The following is a 19675-nucleotide window of genomic DNA, read 5'->3' on the forward strand; positions in this document are numbered from 1 at the left end:
AGATATGGAGCAAGGCGCATTAGGCAATGGCGACGAGGATGAGCCAGCTGGCATGAAGGATAAGGATCATGGAGTAGAGAACATTTGCAGATAGCAGCAGGTAGCGCCAGTGGCGGGCCCGAATGGCAATGAAAGGCGTTAAAAGCAGGCTGAACAGGCACAGCGATAAGAACAGCTTGATGGTTAAAATGGCGAATGGCGAAAGGGAACTCAGTAAAGGGTTGCCTTCTGTTATATAGCCTAAGCTGAGGCCGAAGAAAGTCAGCATTCCATCCAAGACATTCAAAATACCAAGCGTCCAGACAGGGATTTTTAAAGGAGTGCTTCGCTCAAGTATGGCCATATGTCACCTCCTCCGTATAGTTGTTCCGATAAAAACAATAGAGTCCTCTGATTTATAGACGTTACTAAAAGAGATACCCAATCATGGTAAAGTTTAGACCCTTATGACTATAAAATATTTAATTTTAAATTATTTTTATTTTTAATAGTCCATATAACCCGAATGACGGAGTTTCAAATGCATAAAAAAAGAAGGAGCGACTCTAAGAGGCGCTCCTTCTTCGTTTGTTTTGTGACTCGCACTTATTTGCCTTTAAAAACAGGTTTCCGTTTTTCGCTGAACGCCATAAGGGCCTCGACCCGATCTTCAGTCGGAATGGTCAGCTCGTAAGCTTTGCGTTCGATATTCAAGCCCGTCTGCAAGTCTGCATTCATGCCGTTCTTAATGGCAAATTTCGCCTGCTGCAAAGCGATCGGCCCATTGGCCAGCATCATATCGGCGAATTGGGCGGTAACGTCCACCAGTTCAGCGCGCGGCGCCACTTTTGTGACAAGCCCATATGCCAAAGCTTCAGCCGGCTTTAAGCGGCGCGCCGTCAAAATCAATTCCATCGCTTTGGATTCCCCGATTAAACGCGGCAGCCGCTGTGTGCCGCCGGCTCCCGGAATAATGGCCAGGCTGGTTTCGGTCAAACCGAGCAGTGTATCGTCTGCAATGATGCGGAAATCGCAGGCCAGCGCCAGTTCCATACCGCCGCCAAAAGCAAAGCCGTTCATCATGGCGATTGTCGGCTGCGGCAAATTCTCAATCGTAGTAAAAACTTCCCCAATTTTAAAGATATTGCGTTTCACATGTTGTTCAGTGAGCGTTTTGCGTTCTTTCAAATCGGCTCCGACACTAAACGCTTTTTCACCGGCGCCGGTGAAGATCACAACGCGGATATCCGGATTGATGCGGATTGCTTCGACCACCTGGCCGAGCTCAGCTAGCATATCGTAATTGAAAGCATTCATGGAATCCGGCCGGTTCAACGTGACAAATGCCAGATTGCCGTGTTGTTCATAATGAATTGTGTCCATTTCCATCCCCCTTAGTATCATTCCATCCATTAAAAACATACCATTTTTTGGACTATTCCGCCAACCCGCTCTATAATAAAGCGCAGAGAGGGGATTTCTGTATGAACCGTATCACGTTTATCCGCATTTATCGAATTGTTTATATGGCAATTAAATTTTATACGCAGGCAACGCTTTTTCAGCGCCGATACCGCGGCAGGTGGAATCCGATTGTTGAGGAGAAGTGGAACTGGCTTGTTACCAAGCAAGCAAAACAATACAAGACACTCGCCTTAAAACTGGGTGGCCTGATGATTAAAATGGGGCAGTTCTTGTCCACCCGGGCTGATATCATGCCGCCGTCTTTTTTGGAGGAACTGGAGGGGCTGACCGACCGGGTGCCGTCAGTAGCGCGGGAAAAAATTGTTTCTGTGCTTGAATCGGAATGGAATTCCCCTTATAGCAGCTATTTGTCCGAGCTGTCGGCAAGTGCTGTAGCTTCGGCTTCCATCGGAGAAGTATACAAGGGTGTATTGAAAGACGGCACGATTGTAGCATTGAAAGTCCAACGGCCGGGAACTGACCGGCTGCTGCGGGCAGATTTTCAGGCGATGCGCATCGTCATCTGGTTTATGAAGACCTTTACGCCGCTTTCAAAGCAAATCAATTTCAATCAATTGTTCCGGGAAATGACCGAGACCATCGGAGCTGAACTGAATTTCCTTCAGGAACTGCAAAGCGGGCGATCGTTCGCAGACCGTTTTTCCGAAATGCAAGGCATTCGCTTCCCGGTTTATTTTGATGAAATCTCGACACGCCGTGTACTGGCGATGGAATGGATTGAAGGAGCACGCATAACGGATTTGGCCTTTATTGAAAAGAACGAACTCGACCGCCATGAGATTGCAGAGCGTTTGTTCATCCTGTTCCTTGAACAAGTCCTCTACGGCGGCCAGTTCCATGCGGATCCACATGGCGGAAATGTATTGCTGAAACCGGACGGTACGATTGTGCTGATCGATTTTGGCATGACCGGCACCATCACGAAAAAGGATTCTCAGGCAGTGCTGCGGATTGCCGAAGGCATTATCTTCAAGAATTATGATCAAGTGATTGATGCGCTTGAAGAATTGCGCTTTCTGCTGCCGCAGGCCGACCGCGAGCTGCTGGCAGATACCATCGCACGCTTAGTCGCCGCCTATGAATCGAACGAATTGATGCAGATGGACAGCTTCGTGGTGGAGCGGCTGTTCAAGGACATGCAGAATATTGTGCGCACCCAGCCTGTCCAGCTCCCGGCTGAGTTTGCTTTTTTTGGCCGGGCAGCCTCCATTTTTGTCGGTGTGCTGAATGTGCTTGACCCGGGAATCGACTTGCTGGCGCTGGCACGGCCGCGCGTCATCGAATGGGCATCTTCCCAGCAGGAAGAAAAGCGTGTGTTCGGCCGTGCGGATGTTCTCCGCTGGGTGCTGAACGCATCAGGGCCTTTGCGCGTGTTCCCGCAGAAAGTGATCAATTACCTGGAAGAACCGGAACGGCTGCGGCACTACCTGGAAAACCGGGATGGCCGGGAACGGGAGCATCAGCGGGACTTGCAGAGCCGCATGTTTGCCGGCATTTTCACGATTTTGTCGTTTTTCGGCATCTCAACAGCTGTCTGGTTTTCCCATGAACCGCTCATCTGGGTCTCCGGTGTTTTTTTTGCCGGATCGCTGTGGACTTACCGCTCAATCAAATAAGAACGAAAAATCTGTGCCTTACCGGGCACAGATTTTTTTTTGGCAAGCCTTGCAATTTGGCCATTTCAAGGTAGAATTAAAAATAAGAACAAACGTTCCCTTTTTGAGGAGGTGTAAAACATGCCGTTGATCTCACAAGAGGAAGTTGTCCATTTTGAGAAAGCTATTTATTTGCCAATGGTGCTCATCATCCTCGAACGCGACCGGTCTTTATTCGAAAAAGGAACTTTTAAGTTGAAGCGGCCATACATTGAACTGGTGGACAACGCAATCAAGCTTGTTCAAAAAGAGCTGCAGGAAACGAAGATCCATATGCGCAAGCACCACATGAAAATGATCAGGGGAATTGGAGATGATACATTTACCGAGTACGTCTTTTATCACGGCGGCTACGAGGACCACCGGCGCTATTTAAACTTGCGCCTGCGCAACCGGGTGGAAGAATTGCTGCGTGTGTATTTGGCGATGTCCAATCGGCAAATCTGATAGCAGGAGAGAGCTTGCAAAAAAGCAGGCGCAAAAAAGAAGCCGATTGAATGCCTCGGCTTCTGCCTGCTTTTTTGCCGTTTCAACTGGAAAACTTAATCGAGAGGATGTTGTCTTCTAGGGGGATATCGGCGCTTTGTCAAATAGACCATTTGGTGTTGATGAACCTGCTGTGCATTTTTAAAATAACGGCGCAGCGATCCAGCAAAGGAATGCTGATTCCTTAAAGCGATCGGAGATACATCGAGAGGAACGGTTACGCCATTGCTTAAATACACAATGCTGCCTTTTCCGCTGTCATCGCTTTCCACCAATTCGACGGCGTCAAAATTGAGCCACACTGATTCTTTGTTTTTCGGAGAATGCGTAGGGAAGAAGAGAAGCGGATTGCCATAATACTCCCCGATAATAATGGGCGGCTTGTGTTTGACGCGGACTGCTTTTTGGGAATAGAGAGTCGCGCTCTCCAGTGAACCCCTATAAAAACTGCAAGAAGAACTGACTGTTTTGTAAACGGACTCTTCTACGACAAACTCGCTTCGATCTTCAATAACACGCGTCCAGCTGCGGTTGCCGTCTATATACGGCAAAAGTGCGTATGTATTGCTGCACACCGTATAAGAAGAGGGCTGATGATTCCTTTTACCCATTATGCTATACCCCCCAAATTTACTATACAAATATTATTGTAACAATAAATGGAAGATTTTCAATCGTTTTTATTTCAAAAATAAAATTTTTTCTATTTCATTAGAATTTTCAAAAAACAATTGATTGTTGATAGCTTTATCATGTATACTAATGAAAAGCATTCGGGGTGATGAAGAATGGAAAACTATTATTCTTATGCTGACTTCATGAAAGCGATGGCTCAAACGAAGAAAATCACTGAAGCGGAAAAACTGCTGAACGATATTTATCTGGATCTATTCTTGAAGCATGTACACCGCTCACAGCAGGAAGAACAGCTCATGACGCTTATCGACCAAGCCCTGGACAACAACGACCGTGAAGCATTTGCCACTTATTCAGCCCAATTGCAGGCTTTAAAGTGCGAAGATGAATAAAAATCAAAACCGCCCTCAACGGGCGGTTTTTTTATTTTGTCTCAAAAAAGATGGCGCAAAAAACATACGTTCGCTTTTTGTTAGGGGATTTTTAGGGCATATGATAAAATAGGGACAGCGAAACAAACGGGAGGACGTTAAGATGAAACAGGAATTTAAACTCCAGGCACCTTATGAGCCGGCAGGAGATCAGCCCGCAGCCATAGCAGAACTTACACAAGGCATTATTAACGGCAAGCGCTGCCAGACTTTGCTCGGTGCAACAGGAACAGGGAAAACTTACACCATGTCGAATGTCATTCAGCAAGTGAAAAAGCCGACGCTCGTCATGGCGCACAACAAAACATTGGCAGGGCAGCTTTACAGTGAATTCAAGGAATTCTTTCCGGATAACGCGGTTGAATACTTTGTCAGTTATTACGATTACTATCAGCCGGAAGCTTATGTGCCCCAATCCGATACGTATATAGAAAAAGACGCAAGCATCAACGATGAAATCGACAAGCTTCGCCACTCGGCGACAAGTTCGTTGTTTGAACGGGATGATGTCATCGTCATAGCTTCCGTATCCTGCATTTATGGCCTCGGTTCTCCGAAAGAGTACCGGGAGCTTGTCGTTTCTCTACGGAAAGGGATGGAAATCGAACGCAATCAGCTGCTGCGGAAATTGGTGGATGTCCAGTATGAGCGAAACGACATCAACTTCATTCGCGGAACTTTCCGCGTGCGCGGAGACGTAGTGGAAATTTTTCCTGCATCACGCGATGAACGCTGTCTGCGCGTTGAGTTTTTTGGAGATGAAATCGACCGGATCCGTGAAGTGGATGCGTTGACCGGTGAAATTATCGGCGAGCGGGAACATGTCGCCATCTTCCCGGCATCCCACTTCGTTACCCGGGAAGAAAAAATGGTGAAAGCCATTGAAAATATCGAAGCGGAACTGGAAGAACGCTTAAAAGAAATGCGCGCAGAAGACAAACTGCTTGAAGCGCAGCGCCTTGAACAGCGCACACGCTACGATTTGGAAATGATGCGGGAAATGGGCTTTTGCTCAGGCATTGAAAACTATTCCCGCCACTTGACTTTGCGCCCTCCAGGCGCGCAGCCTTACACACTCATCGATTACTTCCCGGAAGATTTCCTGCTGGTGGTCGACGAAAGCCACGTGACGCTGCCGCAGGTCCGCGGGATGTTCAACGGTGACCAGGCACGCAAAAAAGTGTTGGTTGACCACGGTTTCCGCCTGCCTTCAGCGATGGACAACCGGCCATTGACATTCGATGAATTCGAAAAGCACATCCACCAGGCCGTTTTTGTCTCCGCAACACCGGGGCCATACGAACTGGAGCATACACCGGAAATGGTGGAACAGATCATCCGGCCGACAGGGCTGTTGGATCCGACCATTGAAGTGCGTCCAATCGAAGGGCAGATCGATGACTTAATGGATGAAATCCGCCAGCGCACCGAAAGAAATGAGCGGGTGCTCGTGACCACATTGACGAAAAAAATGTCTGAAGACCTGACGGCTTATTTGAAAGAAGCAGGGATTAAAGTCAATTACCTGCACTCGGAGATCAAGACACTCGAGCGAATCGAAATTATCCGTGAATTGCGGATGGGTGTTTACGATGTGCTTGTCGGCATCAACTTGCTTCGGGAAGGACTGGACATTCCGGAAGTTTCTCTTGTCACCATCCTTGATGCCGACAAGGAAGGCTTCTTGCGGTCAGAACGCTCGCTTATTCAAACGATGGGGCGTGCGGCGCGGAATTCCAACGGCCATGTCATCATGTACGCCGATAAAATGACCGACTCGATGCAAAAGGCGATTGATGAAACGACCCGCCGGCGCACCATACAGGCCGCTTACAATGAAAAACATGGCATTACGCCAATTACAATAGAAAAGAAAATCCGCGATGTGATCCGGGCTACGGTTGCAGCAGAAGAGACGGAAGAATACGTTTCAAAAGCGGCAGCCGGCAAAAAGCTCAAAAAAGAAGATCGCGTGAAATTGATTACTTTACTGGAAAAAGAAATGAAAGAAGCAGCCAAAGCGCTCGATTTCGAACGGGCAGCCGAACTGCGAGATACAGTGCTGGAATTGAAAGCGGAAGGGTGATAAAGCTTGAAAAATCAGGAAATACGAATCCAAGGCGCGCGTGCGCATAATTTAAAAAACATTGATGTCGTCATCCCACGGGATCAGCTCGTGGTTATGACAGGCCTTTCCGGTTCAGGGAAATCTTCTTTGGCATTTGATACGATTTACGCGGAAGGGCAGCGAAGATATGTAGAGTCGCTGTCTTCGTATGCCCGCCAGTTTTTAGGGCAGATGGACAAGCCGGATGTCGACTCGATTGAAGGGTTGTCGCCGGCAATCTCCATTGACCAGAAGACGACGAGTAAAAATCCGCGTTCGACAGTAGCTACCGTAACCGAGATTTATGACTATATGCGTTTAATGTATGCACGGATCGGCAAGCCAATCTGCCCGAATCACGGCATTGAAATTTCATCCCAGACCATTGAACAGATGGTGGACCGCCTGCTGGAATATCCGGAGCGGACCAAAATGCAGATTTTAGCGCCGGTCGTTTCAGGAAGAAAAGGCACACATGCGAAATTGCTGGAAGACATAAAAAAACAGGGATATGTCCGTGTGCGGGTCAATGGCGATTTGGTTGACCTGGATGATGACATCAATTTGGATAAAAACAAAAAACATTCGATCGAAGTGGTCATTGACCGCGTCATTATGAAAGAAGGCATTGCCACACGCCTCAGCGATTCCCTGGAATCTGCGCTGCGCATTGCGGATGGCCGGGTGTTGGTCGATGTCATGGAACAGGAAGAGCTGTTGTTCAGCGAGCACCACGCCTGCCCGATTTGCGGATTTTCCATCGGCGAACTGGAGCCGCGCATGTTCTCGTTCAACTCGCCGTTCGGCGCCTGCCCGGAATGCGATGGGCTTGGCCATAAACTGGAAGTGGATCCGGACCTTGTGATTCCGGACTGGAGCGTTTCACTTGAAAACGATGCACTTGCTCCGTGGAAACCGACAAGTTCGCAATATTATCCGCAGATGCTGAAAGCCGTCTGCAACCATTACAAAATTGACATGACAGTGCCCGTCAGCGAATTGCCGGAAGAACACATTCAGATTTTGCTTCACGGCTCCGGCCACGACAAAATTCGTTTCCGCTACGAAAACGACTACGGACAAATCCGCGACAACCACATCCATTTTGAAGGCGTCATGACCAATGTCGACCGGCGCTTCCGGGAAACCTCTTCCGATTGGACCCGCGAACAAATGGAGAAATACATGGGCGAACAGCCTTGCCCATCCTGTAAAGGCCATCGGTTAAAACCGGAATCACTCGCAGTGAAAGTGAACGATTTGCATATTGGCCTGGTTTCCGAGTTTTCAATTGTTGAAGCGGATGAGTTTTTCAAAAATCTGGTATTGTCGGAAAAAGACGCACAAATTGCAAGTGCCATTGTCCGTGAAATCCGTGAACGGGTCAGTTTCCTGATCAACGTCGGGCTCGATTACTTAACTTTGAACCGGGCTTCCGGTACGTTGTCGGGCGGCGAAGCGCAGCGGATCCGCCTGGCAACACAGATCGGTTCACGCCTGACGGGCGTCTTATACATTCTGGATGAGCCGTCCATCGGGCTGCATCAGCGGGACAACGACCGGTTAATCGGTGCGCTGAAGGACATGCGCGATTTGGGCAATACCTTGATTGTTGTAGAACACGATGAAGATACGATGCTGGCAGCCGATTACCTGATTGATATCGGGCCGGGAGCCGGAGTGCACGGCGGTGAAATCATTGCAGCCGGGACTCCTGAGAAAGTGATGAAAAACAAAAAGTCCTTAACGGGCCAATATTTAAACGGCACAAAATTTATTCCGCTGCCTGCAGAGCGCAGACAGTCGGACGGCCGCGCAATTTCCATCCGCGGCGCAAACGAAAACAACTTGAAAAAAGTAAGCGTGGATATCCCATTGGGCATGTTTGTGGCGGTCACGGGCGTATCCGGATCGGGTAAAAGTACATTGATTAATGAAATCCTCTACAAATCGCTCGCCAGCAAATTGAACCGGGCACGCATAAAACCAGGCAAGCACGATTCGATTGAAGGCATCGACGAACTTGAAAAAGTGATTGACATTGACCAGTCGCCGATCGGCCGGACGCCGCGGTCCAATCCTGCTACTTATACTGGTGTATTCGACGATATCCGCGACGTCTACGCATCGACGAACGAAGCGAAAGTGCGCGGCTATAAAAAAGGGCGTTTCAGTTTCAACGTCAAGGGCGGACGCTGTGAAGCGTGCCGCGGAGATGGTATTATAAAAATAGAAATGCACTTCCTGCCGGATGTCTACGTTCCATGCGAAGTCTGCCATGGCAAACGCTATAACCGGGAAACCCTGGAAGTGAAGTACAAAGACAAGAGCATTTCAGATGTGTTGGAAATGACTGCCGAAGCCGCTTCCCAGTTTTTTGAGAACCACCCGAAAATCCACCGCAAATTAAAGACGATTGTGGATGTGGGATTAGGCTATGTCACATTGGGGCAGCCGGCCACGACTTTATCCGGGGGTGAAGCGCAGCGGGTGAAACTTGCTTCCGAATTGCATAAACGCTCGAACGGCAAATCCTTCTATATATTGGACGAACCGACAACAGGGCTTCATGCGGATGATATTTCGCGTTTGCTTCTTGTGCTTCAGCGCCTGGTGGACAACGGCGATACCGTATTGACCATCGAGCACAACCTGGATGTCATCAAAACAGCGGATTACATCATCGACCTCGGGCCGGAAGGCGGAGACCAGGGCGGCACCATTCTTGCTACGGGAACACCGGAAGACATCGCCAACGTCAAAGGCTCTTACACGGGCAAATACCTGGGCCCGATTTTGGAACGGGATCGTGCCCGTATGGGAGCGCAAGTCAAGAAAGCGACGCGCAAGAAAAAAGTAGCGAAATGAAACCTTTTGCATCACTAAACGTATGATTAAGAAGAACATTCAGTTGAGTTCTTGCTTAGCAGGGCAGCTGCCAGGGTTTCTTTCAAAAGGGAACCACACTGCTGCCCGGCTAGTCATCTAACCGACGAAGAGGAGGCCGCAATACATGCAAAGTGAAAAAGAACGCATTTTGGACATGGTGGAAAATGGCACCATTACGGCAAGAGAAGCAGTAGAGCTACTGAAAGCGATAGACGGCGGAGGAGACCGGGACCAATCATCCCGCAACTACAGCCGGGACGATTACCGGGAAAAGCGCGGCAGACGCGGCTTGTTCAGACCGGAAGACATGGTAAAGAAATTCTCGAAAGATTTATCCCGTGATTTTTCGAAGGACTTCTCGAAAAACCTTTCAAAAGATTTTAACCAGTTGAGCGACCGCATGATGCAGTTTATGCAAAGTTCAGTGGGCAAACTTAAAACGATGGAATTCGATTCCCCGTTCGGAGAAGCTTTCCAGTTCACGCATACATTCAGACAGGAAAATGTGGACATCCGCAACATCATTACAGATATTGCAAATGGCCAACTTGAAATTTTCCCGTCGCAGGATGATACCATCCGCGCGGAATGCAGCGTGAAAGCGTATCGTGCTGAATCTGAAGAACAGGCGAAAGAAGATTTCCTTGATAAGTTTGTCTTCATTGCCGATGACCAGAAACTTCGCATCATCAGTGATTTAAAAACAACGCAAGTAAATGTCTTGCTGTATGTGCCAGCAAAAACATACGATCACATCACAGCGCGTTTATTCAACGGCGGATTCTCCATGAAGCGCATCAATACGGCATTGATCAAAGTCAAAACGGCCAATGGCAAAATTGACTTGAAGAACGTTGAATTTGATGATGCCGAATTGGAAACAGCGAACGGAGCCATCCAAGTGCAGGAAGTGCAAGGGAAAGTGATGGAAACCGAAACATTGAATGGTCGCATCTACATTGACGGCGATATCCAGACAACGGAAGCAAAATCGTTGAACGGAAATGTGGTCGTAACGACTCGCTCTACAGAAGCACGCAAAGTGGAAGCCAAAACATTGGCGGGCAATGTGGAAATCTACATTCCGTCCCACCTTCCATTAAGAGGGGAAGTTTCTTCTAACCTCGGCAAAATGGATGTGCTGCTTTCTGATGTTGAGCACACACATGAGCAAGGCCAGTTTATGCAAAAGTCTATTCGTTTTTCAAAAGAAAGCGGAGAAGCAGTGGCAGCACCTCTTCTTGTATACGGCGAAACGAAAACAGGCACCGTACTTGTGCGTTATTTGACAGTTGAATAATTGAAAATGGAAACCGGCATACACGTATGCCGGTTTTTTCTATTCTTGAGCTCACTTGAAAGTTGCGGTACTGTTTAAATAGGCCGATAATTTCGTCAATGGCTATAAGCGGAACCAAAAGAGGAGGATGACACGTGGCAGATTCAACGATTTCAACCCGGATTGCAGAAGCTTTCCGTCAGTTAACAGAACAGGAAGCCGTGAAAAAGGGGCTTTCGTTCATTGGACAAGACCATGCGCAAACCATTGCCGACCAGATTGCGTTAACCGAAATTCCGGCACCGCCGTTTAAAGAGCAGCAGCGGGCAGAAGATTTTATGCGGAGATTAAAGGAATTGGGGCTTGAAGAAGTCCAAATGGACCCCGAAGGCAATGTGTTCGGATTGCGCCGAGGAACGGGCAATGGACCAAGAATCTTTGTATCTGCGCATCTCGATACAGTTTTCCCGGAAGGCACAGATACAACGGTGCACCAAAAAGACGGCATCATGTACGCTCCGGGCATCGGCGATGACACAAGGGGCTTGGCAGAGCTGCTTGCGGTAGTGCGTGCGCTGAATGAAGCGGGCATCAATACCGCTGGAGATATACTATTCGGAGGGACGGTCGGCGAAGAAGGCGCCGGTGATTTGCGCGGCGTGAAAGCCTTTTTTGATGGGCGTTCCGACATCGATGCTTTTGTATCGATGGACGGCGAAGGATATGATCACATCACGTATCTGGCAACCGGCAGTTTCCGCTATACCATTACATATAAAGGTCCGGGCGGCCACAGTTTCGGAGCATTTGGAACGCCGAGTGCGACCCATGCGCTTGGACGGGCAATTGCAGCAATTGCCGACCTTGAAACACCTTCGCAGCCAAAAACGACGTTTTCCATCGGACAGGTATCAGGCGGCACGTCCGTGAACGCGATTGCCCAGGAAGCCAGCATGTCCGTCGATTTGCGTTCCAATGACCAGCAAGAACTTGAGAAACTGGAAAGCCGATTTTTAGAAATCGTGAAAACGGCAAGGGACGATGAAAATAACAGATGGAAAGATGACCGCTTGCAAGTGGAAATCAACCGCTTCGGCAACCGGGCACCGGCAAGCCAGCCAGCAGATGCACCCATCGTACAAATTGCCTGTGCTGCAGTGAAATCGATTGGCGGCCAGCCAAAACTCGGGGAGCCGAGCAGCACGGATTCCAATTACCCGATGAGCCTTGGCATTCCCGCCATTACCATCGGGCTTGGCGGAGATTTCGGCGGAGCGCATACACTGGAAGAATGGCACAATCCAAAAAACGGCCATCTCGGAATCCAAAAAAGCTTTATGACGGTATTGGGGTTGGCAGGAGTAGAAGGGGTTTGCGAAGGGCTCTTTAAAGAATAGGAAAACAGGCAGCGGAAAATTTCCGCTGCCAGTTTTTTAATTGTATTCACGATATAAAGTCTGGAGGAAATCAATCGATTCGGTAATCAATTCTTTTAGCACTTCGGTATCGATATCTTCCAGTTTGTTGATGTAGACGCATGATTTTCCGCTGGTGTGTTTGCCGAATTTCGCAAGCAGCTGTTCGCGGTCGGGGTCGCCGGTGGCAAAATACAAGCTGGTTTTCGCTTTGCGTGGGGAAAAGCCGACAAGCAGTGCATCTCCTTCATGGCCGGATTCATAGACGTAATGATACGAACCGAAGCCGATGATGCTCGTTCCCCACATTTTCGGCGGAAAGCCGCTGGTTTCTTCAAAAATCTCAAGCAAGCGGTAAGCATCCTGTTTTTTCTTTGGGTTTTCCACCGTGTCTTCGATAAACTGGATAACGTCAGAATCGGTTTCTTTCGTTTTGGGTTCATACATACGGAATCCCTCTTTTCGGTTGGAGTTTAAAGGCAGTGCATCGCGGCTTCTGCTTCGTCCCACGGAACTTTATAACCTTGGCCTTTTGCGCAAAAAATGGAAGTCGAGGTGTACTCCGGATCGGCTTCTTTGTTGTAGGCGATTTTCCGGATCACTTCATCTTCATTATGGCAGAAGTCATAGCCGCCGAACAGCAAGGAAAGAGAGCCTTTGCCGTGGGTGAAGGATGCGAATTCGGTGCTGTACTCCATAAAGGTAGCAACAGGAACCGTCCCTTGAATCAGCGCCCGGCCTCCTGCAAGTTCAGGGGCTTCAAATTGGCCATGGGCCTGTTGGATGTCGGATAAAACTTTTCCCATGTGGTCCAAGTCGACATTGATTTTAAACCGGTATACCGGCTCAAGCAGACGGTTTCTGGCTTTTTCAAGGCCTTGCCGGAGCGCCCGGTAAGCGGCTTCGCGGAAGTCGCCGCCGGACGTATGCTGGTTATGCCCGTGGCCGGTCAACAACGTGATTTTCACATCGGTCAACGCAGAACCCGTAAGCAGGCCGTGATGGTCGCGTTCTTCCAGATGGTGCAGCACGAGATTTTGATTGCCGGTCGACAGTGCATCCGCATGGCAGGCATTCGCCAGGGCGATGCCGCTTCCGCGCGGGGCCGATTCAATCTGGAGATGCACTTCCGCATAATGGCGGAGCGGTTCGAAATGGCCATAGCCGATGACTGCATCTTCGATGGTTTCTTTGTACAGGATTTCCGGAGCGCCAAAAGAAACAACAAAGCCGAAGCGGTCTTTGACGATTTGCTGCAGCACTTCCAGTTGGATGACCCCCATGACGTGAATATGGATTTCCTGAAAATGTTCGTCCCAGACGACTCGTAAAGAAGGGTCTTCCGCATCCAGCAGCATGAATGTCTTCAATACTTCTTTAGCATTGGCTGCTGCATCGAACAACACTTTCGATTTTAATGTAGGCACCATGGAGAACGAAGCGCGGGAGAATGCCTGGCCCAGTCCGTCGCCAATGCGAGCATCTGATAAACCCGCGACAGCTACGAGTTCGCCGGCTTCCGCTTTTTCAACCGCCTGGAACTTCACGCCGCTATAGGAGCGTAGCTGCGTCGCTTTTTCCGTTAGGCGATGTTCGGCAGGGCCGTATGAGATTTCATCCCGCACCCGCAGTTCGCCGCTTAAAACTTTGATAAAGGTAAGGCGATTGCCGTTGGGTTCGTGGCGGATTTTATACACTTGCGCCGAAAATCCTTCTTCCATTGAATAATGGGTTTCCGTCAATTGATCGAGTTGCTCAAGAAACTCCGCTACGCCAGCATCTTTTAAAGCAGAACCGCTGGCACAGGCGAAAATCTGGCGTTCCTGGATCATTTCTTTTAATGCCACAAGCCATCGTTCCCGGTCATATCCGGTCTCCATGTAATGGTCCAGCAGGGCTTCGCTGCGTTCGGCAACAAATTCAACCAGTTCTTCGCCCATCCGGCCGTTGTCTAAAACATGCGTCAAATCAATGGCATCCGGCGTCAGGCTGCTGCGGATTTCGGCGATGGTGCGTTCGGCATCTGAGCCGTCACGGTCAACTTTATTGAGGAAAAAGAACACGGGCACTTTATGTTTTTTTAATAATTGCCAAACCGTTTCCGTATGGCCTTCAATGCCGTCAACGGCACTGACGATTAGGATGGCAAAGTCCATGACTTGGATGGCGCGTTCCATTTCAGCCGAAAAGTCGACATGCCCCGGTGTATCAATCAAATAATACGTCGAGCCGTTGTAGGAAAACTTTGCCTGATCGGCGAAAATTGTAATGCCTCTGTTTTTTTCGATCTCATGGCTATCGAGAAAAGCGTCTTGGTGATCGACGCGCCCCCGCTGCCGAATGCTTTTGGTATGGTACAGCAATTGTTCCGAAAACGTCGTTTTGCCTGCATCCACATGGGCAAGAATGCCGATTGTCTTATTCATGGTCCACCTCTTCATTAAACTTCCTATGGAAACAGTGTAGCAGAACTTATGGCGTTCGAAAAAAAGAAAAAGAACCCATGAAAGCCAAATCGGCTTTTATGGGTTCTCTTCGGTTTGTTAAGAAAGGGCGCAGCTGATGCCGAACGCAATGGCGCCGGCGCACCGTTTCCGGTAAGCATCCAGTTTCAATAGTTCGGCTTCTTCCCGGTTGGTCATAAAACCGCATTCAATCAGCACAGCAGGCATCATTGTGTCCCGCAGAACGGCATAATCGGCTCGTTTCACTCCGCGGTCTTTCCGGTGAGTCGACATCACAAGTGCCCGCTGGATGCAGCTGGCAAAATTAACGGCGGAAGTGCTCGGTTTGGTGAAAGTGAACGTTTCAATGCCGCTCGTTTCATTGAAAAAAGAGCCGAACGCATTGGCATGAATAGAGACAAACAAATCTGCTTTTAAGCGGTTGGCAAGAACGGTCCGTTCGTGCAGCGGAACATCCTGGTCAGGCTGGTGGCTGAAAAAAACCGTATGCCCATCCAGCACAAGCCGCTTTTTCATCTCATCCGCGACCGCCGAGTTAAAGTGGAACTCCCGGATGCGCCCATCCGGGGAACGCTTGCCTGGAGTATGCGGACCGTGCCCTGCATCAATCATAATTTTCATTGTCAAATTCCTCCTTTATTTCCTATATAGATGGAAGCAGAAAGAAAGGAGACAGGAAAACCTTCAAAACCTTGTGTTCCGTGTTAAAATAGGAGCAAACCGTCAGAATGATGAAAGAACTTTGCAAAAGGTTCTATGCATTTTGAATGTAAAAGGAATGAGGGGAACCATGGGACAAGTTACAGTAAAGCAAGTCATGGATATGTTTGACTTAGATTTAATCAGCGGAGAAGAAGGACTGGGACGCCGTATTCCCATCAGTGACATTTCTCGGCCGGGGCTTGAAATGGCCGGATACTTTACGCATTACCCGGCAAACCGGATCCAAATGCTCGGCAAAACCGAGCTGTCGTTTTTTGCCCTGCTGGAAGCGCATGAACGGACAGAGCGGATGTTTAAACTCTGTACAGATGACACGCCGGCCATTATTGTGGCGCACGGCATGGACGTGCCAAATGAATTGGTGGATGCGTCCGGCCGCAAGCACGTGCCGGTACTTCGCACGAAGATGCCGACCACCCGATTCTCGAGTTTGCTGACCAACTACCTGGAAAGCCAATTGGCGCCAACGACAGCCGTCCATGGCGTATTGGTCGATATTTATGGCGTAGGTGTATTGATCACCGGCAAGAGCGGCGTCGGTAAAAGTGAAACCGCGTTGGAGCTTGTGAAAAAAGGTCATCGGCTGGTAGCGGATGATTGTGTGGAAATCCATCAAGAAGGCGAAAACACGCTGGTTGGCCATCCGCCGAAACTGATCGAGCACTTGCTCGAAATTCGCGGAGTCGGCATTATCGATATCATGACGTTGTTTGGCGCAAGTGCTGTCCGGACATTCAAACGGATTTCACTTGTCATCGATCTGGAAATCTGGGATCAGGACAAAACATACGACCGCCTTGGTTTGGAAGAAGAAAAAATGCGGATCATCGATACCGATTTAACAAAGCTGACGATTCCTGTTCGCCCTGGGCGAAACTTAGCCGTTATTATTGAAGTGGCTGCAATGAATTATCGCTTGAAACGCATGGGCGTCAACGCAGCAGAAGAATTTTCGAAACGGCTCGATGAAGTAATCGCTCAAGATACAAACTAAGGGAATAGGAAGGTGTACGGCATGTATTCGATTCTTGCTTCAATTGATCCGATCGCTTTTTCGCTCGGACCAATCGATGTCCGCTGGTACGGCGTCATTATTGCCGTCGGCATCATCATCGCATTTTTAGTGGGCCAGCGTGAAATGGTCAAACGGGGGCTTCACCCCGACTTTTTAACCGATCTGTTGATATGGGCGGTGCCCCTTGCCATCATCGGGGCCCGCATTTATTATGTGATTTTCCAGTGGGAGCATTATAAAGACAACCCTGCTGAAATCATTGCCATCTGGAACGGCGGCATTGCGATCCACGGAGCCTTGATCGCTTCGGTGATTGTGGCGTATTTGTTTACGAAAAGCCGCAATACGTCGTTCTTAAAAGTAGCGGATATTCTGGCGCCTAGCATTTTGATCGGCCAGGCTGTCGGCCGCTGGGGGAATTTCATCAACCAGGAAGCGCACGGCGGAGAAGTAAGCCGGACGTTTTTGGAGAATTTGTTTATCCCGGATTGGATTATCAATCAAATGTACATAGACGGCGCGTATTACCATCCGACGTTTTTATACGAATCAATGTGGAGCCTTGTCGGCATCATTATTTTGCTGCTGCTGCGCCGGGTTAACCTGGTACGGGGGGAAATGTTCTTTTTCTACGTCATCTGGTATTCTGTCGGGCGTTTCTTCATTGAAGGCATGCGGACAGACAGCTTGTACGTCATCGGGGAGCTGCGTGCTGCCCAGTTAGTATCTGTAGTGGCTATCCTCATTGCCGTCGTTTTTGTTGTGTATCGCCGCGTGAAATTAAAAAATCCGCCTCATTACTTGGATAACTAGAAAGAAGGAATGGAATGTCTACGTTAAAAAATGGATTGAAAGCGGGTCTGCGTACGACTTGGACATTGGGGAAAATCATTTTCCCGATCACATTATTGGTGACGATGCTCCAATATACACCGGTCCTGCCCTTCATCATCGATTTTATCGCTCCGGTCATGGGAATCTTTGGCCTCAGCGGCGATGCCGCCATTCCGCTGGTTTTGGGCAATGCGTTGAATTTGTACGCCGGAATCGGAGGAATTTTGTCTCTGGAGCTTACTGTAAAAGAAGTGTTTATCCTGGCAGTTATGCTGTCTTTTTCACATAATATCTTTATCGAAACCGGTGTGGCGCTGAAAGTAGGCGTCAAACTGTGGGTCGTGCTCGTTGTCCGGTTTGGGCTTGCCGCTCTATCCGGGATCATCATCAACCTGGTCTGGAAAGGCGGCGCCGAAACCGCACAATACGGCTTTGCGCCGGAAACGGCTGCTGATCCTGAAGGATGGATGGCCATCTTCCTGCTGGGTCTGGAAAAAGCGTCATTCGGCATTTTGCAGCTGGCGATGATTGTCATTCCACTCATGCTGATGATTCAAATTTTGAAAGACAAAGGCGCCTTGCAGCGCATTTCAAATAGCATGGGGCCGTTGACGAAATTGCTCGGCATCCAGAAAAACGCTTCATTGACTTTGGCTTCCGGCCTGGTCTTTGGACTCGCAATGGGTGCGGGCGTCATGATCCAGGCGGTTCAGGAAGACGGCGTCAGCAAAAAAGATGCCACGCTTGCTTTCATCTTTTTGGTCGCATGCCACGCCATTGTCGAAGATACACTCATATTCGTTCCGCTCGGAATTCCGATATGGCCGCTGTTTATCATTCGCCTTGTGACCGCTTTAGTCTTGACGATTATAGTCTCCTACCTGTGGCGTAAAGCGGAAGAAAACCGGAAGGAAGTGGTTTCGACATGACAAAAGAAATCAATACGCTGTTATTCGATTTTGACGGCACCTTGCTTGATACAAACGAATTGATCATCCAGACCTTTCTGTCGGTGCTGGACGAACATTTCCCAGGCCGCTTTGAACGCGAGGATGTGCTGCATTTTATCGGGCCATCCTTGAAACAGACCTTTACCGCAATTGCGCCGGAACGGGCAGAAGAACTGATGGAACAATACCGGACTGTCAATAAAACCTTGCATGATGAATTAGTGGCAGAATACGACGGCGTTGCGGAAACTTTGCACTTATTAAAAAGCCGGGGCTTGAAAATGGCGATCGTCTCGACGAAAAGAGGTGCAGGCATCCGACATGGCCTGGAATTGATGGGCATTGAAGGAATTTTCGATGTCATCGTCAGTTTGGACGAAGTGAAAGAACCGAAGCCGGACCCAGAACCGGTCCTGCTGGCACTGGAGCGTTTGAACGCGTCTCCTGAAGAAGCTTTGATGATCGGGGACAACTCACACGATATCGAAGGGGGCCAAAATGCCGGCGTCCGGACAGCGGGTGTGGCGTGGTCGATCAAAGGCGAGGCATATTTAGCCGGCTTCGGGCCGGATTATATGCTGCAGCACATCCGCGATTTGCTGGAACTCACGAAAGAAGCGGTCCAATGAGGAACACGGAGCGCCATTTTGTGACAGGTTCCAATTCGCTTTGGCATATTTACAAAACCGTGCCGTTCTGGAAAGTGGCCAAAAATTTCATCGTCATTCAGATGGCCCGCTATACACCGTTTTTGCCGATGAAAAATTGGCTTTACAAAACCTTTCTTCGGATGAAAGTGGGAGAACATTCTTCTTTTGCGCTGATGGTCATGCCGGACGTCATGTTCCCGGAAAAAATTACCGTCGGACGCAATTCAGTGATTGGCTACAATACGACGATCCTTGCCCACGAGTATTTGATTAACGAATACCGGTTGGGGGAAGTGATTATAGGGGACGAAGTGCTGATCGGCGCCAACACCACCATTTTGCCGGGGGTGACGATTGGCGACGGCGCCATCGTTTCCGCAGCTACACTCGTCAACAAAGACGTGCCAGCCGGTGCGTTTGTCGGCGGCAATCCGATGAAAATCATTTATACAGCTGAACAAATGGCCGAACGCCAACTGAAAACCTGAAAGCGGTGTGCTTTCAGGTTTTTTTACTATAAAAGAATAGGGTATATAGGAAAGGGACTGTTTGTTGGCGAGATTCCAAAAGGGAAAAAGATAAGACAATGCCAAAATTCATTTCTTTCGCATAACTTGCAGCCAATTCCTTGACGGTCGATGGAAAGATGCGCTAAAATAAAAATTACTTCACCACT

18 protein-coding genes are annotated in these 19675 nt (G+C 49.0%); 12 read left to right on the forward strand and 6 right to left on the reverse strand.

Features of this window, described 5'->3' with window-relative positions:
* Positions 1 to 19 precede the first annotated feature (19 nt).
* Positions 20 to 343: a DUF5658 family protein gene (locus BLQ32_RS09310; protein WP_074510132.1), complete on the reverse strand. Its 324-nt coding sequence runs from the start codon at positions 341 to 343 to the stop codon at positions 20 to 22.
* 242 nt (positions 344 to 585) lie between these two features.
* The gene (locus BLQ32_RS09315; RefSeq protein ID WP_036808079.1) at positions 586 to 1362 is read right to left on the reverse strand and encodes an enoyl-CoA hydratase-related protein; all 777 of its coding nucleotides are present in this window, start codon (positions 1360 to 1362) and stop codon (positions 586 to 588) included.
* A 101-nt stretch (positions 1363 to 1463) separates the two neighbouring features.
* Between BLQ32_RS09315 and BLQ32_RS09320 the strand changes: the two genes are divergently transcribed.
* Together BLQ32_RS09320 and BLQ32_RS09325 are read left to right on the forward strand one after the other, a co-directional pair.
* Positions 1464 to 3080 carry an ABC1 kinase family protein gene (locus BLQ32_RS09320; RefSeq protein ID WP_074510133.1) on the forward strand — a complete coding sequence of 539 codons (1617 nt, stop codon included), beginning with the start codon at positions 1464 to 1466 and terminating at the stop codon, positions 3078 to 3080.
* Positions 3081 to 3200: 120 nt separating this feature from the next.
* Positions 3201 to 3566 (forward strand): YhjD family protein, encoded by a 366-nt coding sequence (locus BLQ32_RS09325; protein ID WP_036808084.1) that lies wholly within the window; start codon positions 3201 to 3203, stop codon positions 3564 to 3566.
* Between the two features lie 95 nt (positions 3567 to 3661).
* On the opposite strand, the gene BLQ32_RS09330 is transcribed toward BLQ32_RS09325, so the two are convergent.
* The gene (locus tag BLQ32_RS09330; protein WP_036808086.1) at positions 3662 to 4216 is read right to left on the reverse strand and encodes a competence protein ComK; all 555 of its coding nucleotides are present in this window, start codon (positions 4214 to 4216) and stop codon (positions 3662 to 3664) included.
* 177 nt (positions 4217 to 4393) lie between these two features.
* On the opposite strand from BLQ32_RS09330, the gene BLQ32_RS09335 reads away from it, so the two are divergent.
* The 5 genes from BLQ32_RS09335 (at position 4394) to BLQ32_RS09355 (ending at position 12344) form a co-directional block, all read left to right on the forward strand.
* Positions 4394 to 4633: an IDEAL domain-containing protein gene (locus BLQ32_RS09335; protein WP_036808089.1), complete on the forward strand. Its 240-nt coding sequence runs from the start codon at positions 4394 to 4396 to the stop codon at positions 4631 to 4633.
* A gap of 142 nt (positions 4634 to 4775) precedes the next feature.
* Positions 4776 to 6758: an excinuclease ABC subunit UvrB gene (gene uvrB, locus BLQ32_RS09340; protein WP_036808092.1), complete on the forward strand. Its 1983-nt coding sequence runs from the start codon at positions 4776 to 4778 to the stop codon at positions 6756 to 6758.
* Positions 6759 to 6764: 6 nt separating this feature from the next.
* Positions 6765 to 9647, forward strand: a complete 2883-nt coding sequence (gene uvrA / locus BLQ32_RS09345) for an excinuclease ABC subunit UvrA (protein ID WP_074510134.1) — start codon at positions 6765 to 6767, stop codon at positions 9645 to 9647.
* A gap of 145 nt (positions 9648 to 9792) precedes the next feature.
* Complete coding sequence (locus tag BLQ32_RS09350) at positions 9793 to 10968, forward strand: DUF4097 family beta strand repeat-containing protein (RefSeq protein WP_036808098.1); 1176 nt, start codon at positions 9793 to 9795, stop codon at positions 10966 to 10968.
* Between the two features lie 134 nt (positions 10969 to 11102).
* Positions 11103 to 12344: a M20/M25/M40 family metallo-hydrolase gene (locus BLQ32_RS09355; protein ID WP_074510135.1), complete on the forward strand. Its 1242-nt coding sequence runs from the start codon at positions 11103 to 11105 to the stop codon at positions 12342 to 12344.
* Between the two features lie 36 nt (positions 12345 to 12380).
* On the opposite strand, the gene BLQ32_RS09360 is transcribed toward BLQ32_RS09355, so the two are convergent.
* The 3 genes from BLQ32_RS09360 to BLQ32_RS09370 all read right to left on the reverse strand — a co-directional run bounded on the left by BLQ32_RS09360 (position 12381) and on the right by BLQ32_RS09370 (position 15448).
* Positions 12381 to 12809 carry a DUF1801 domain-containing protein gene (locus tag BLQ32_RS09360; RefSeq protein WP_074510136.1) on the reverse strand — a complete coding sequence of 143 codons (429 nt, stop codon included), beginning with the start codon at positions 12807 to 12809 and terminating at the stop codon, positions 12381 to 12383.
* 26 nt (positions 12810 to 12835) lie between these two features.
* On the reverse strand, positions 12836 to 14788 hold the full coding sequence (locus BLQ32_RS09365; protein WP_175557098.1) for a GTP-binding protein: 1953 nt from the start codon (positions 14786 to 14788) through the stop codon (positions 12836 to 12838).
* Positions 14789 to 14905: 117 nt separating this feature from the next.
* The gene (locus BLQ32_RS09370; RefSeq protein ID WP_074510138.1) at positions 14906 to 15448 is read right to left on the reverse strand and encodes an N-acetylmuramoyl-L-alanine amidase family protein; all 543 of its coding nucleotides are present in this window, start codon (positions 15446 to 15448) and stop codon (positions 14906 to 14908) included.
* A 169-nt stretch (positions 15449 to 15617) separates the two neighbouring features.
* Here BLQ32_RS09370 and hprK point away from each other — a divergent pair, with 169 nt between their 5' ends.
* The 5 genes from hprK to BLQ32_RS09395 are packed head-to-tail and all read left to right on the forward strand — an operon-like array spanning position 15618 to position 19487.
* A complete protein-coding gene (gene hprK / locus BLQ32_RS09375) occupies positions 15618 to 16544 on the forward strand; it encodes an HPr(Ser) kinase/phosphatase (RefSeq protein WP_036808112.1) in 927 nt (308 codons plus the stop codon).
* Positions 16545 to 16565: 21 nt separating this feature from the next.
* The gene (gene lgt, locus BLQ32_RS09380; protein ID WP_053166607.1) at positions 16566 to 17378 is read left to right on the forward strand and encodes a prolipoprotein diacylglyceryl transferase; all 813 of its coding nucleotides are present in this window, start codon (positions 16566 to 16568) and stop codon (positions 17376 to 17378) included.
* Positions 17379 to 17392: 14 nt separating this feature from the next.
* Positions 17393 to 18328 (forward strand): nucleoside recognition domain-containing protein, encoded by a 936-nt coding sequence (locus tag BLQ32_RS09385; RefSeq protein WP_053166606.1) that lies wholly within the window; start codon positions 17393 to 17395, stop codon positions 18326 to 18328.
* Complete coding sequence (ppaX, locus tag BLQ32_RS09390) at positions 18325 to 18978, forward strand: pyrophosphatase PpaX (RefSeq protein ID WP_074510139.1); 654 nt, start codon at positions 18325 to 18327, stop codon at positions 18976 to 18978. Before BLQ32_RS09385 ends, ppaX begins: the two co-directional genes overlap by 4 nt.
* Positions 18975 to 19487, forward strand: coding sequence for an acyltransferase (locus tag BLQ32_RS09395; protein WP_074510140.1), 513 nt, complete (start codon positions 18975 to 18977; stop codon positions 19485 to 19487). Before ppaX ends, BLQ32_RS09395 begins: the two co-directional genes overlap by 4 nt.
* The last annotated feature ends 188 nt before the right edge of the window (positions 19488 to 19675 follow it).

Origin of the sequence: Planococcus glaciei (assembly GCF_900099655.1) — a bacterium.
Classification (GTDB): Bacteria; Bacillota; Bacilli; order Bacillales_A; family Planococcaceae; genus Planococcus; species Planococcus glaciei.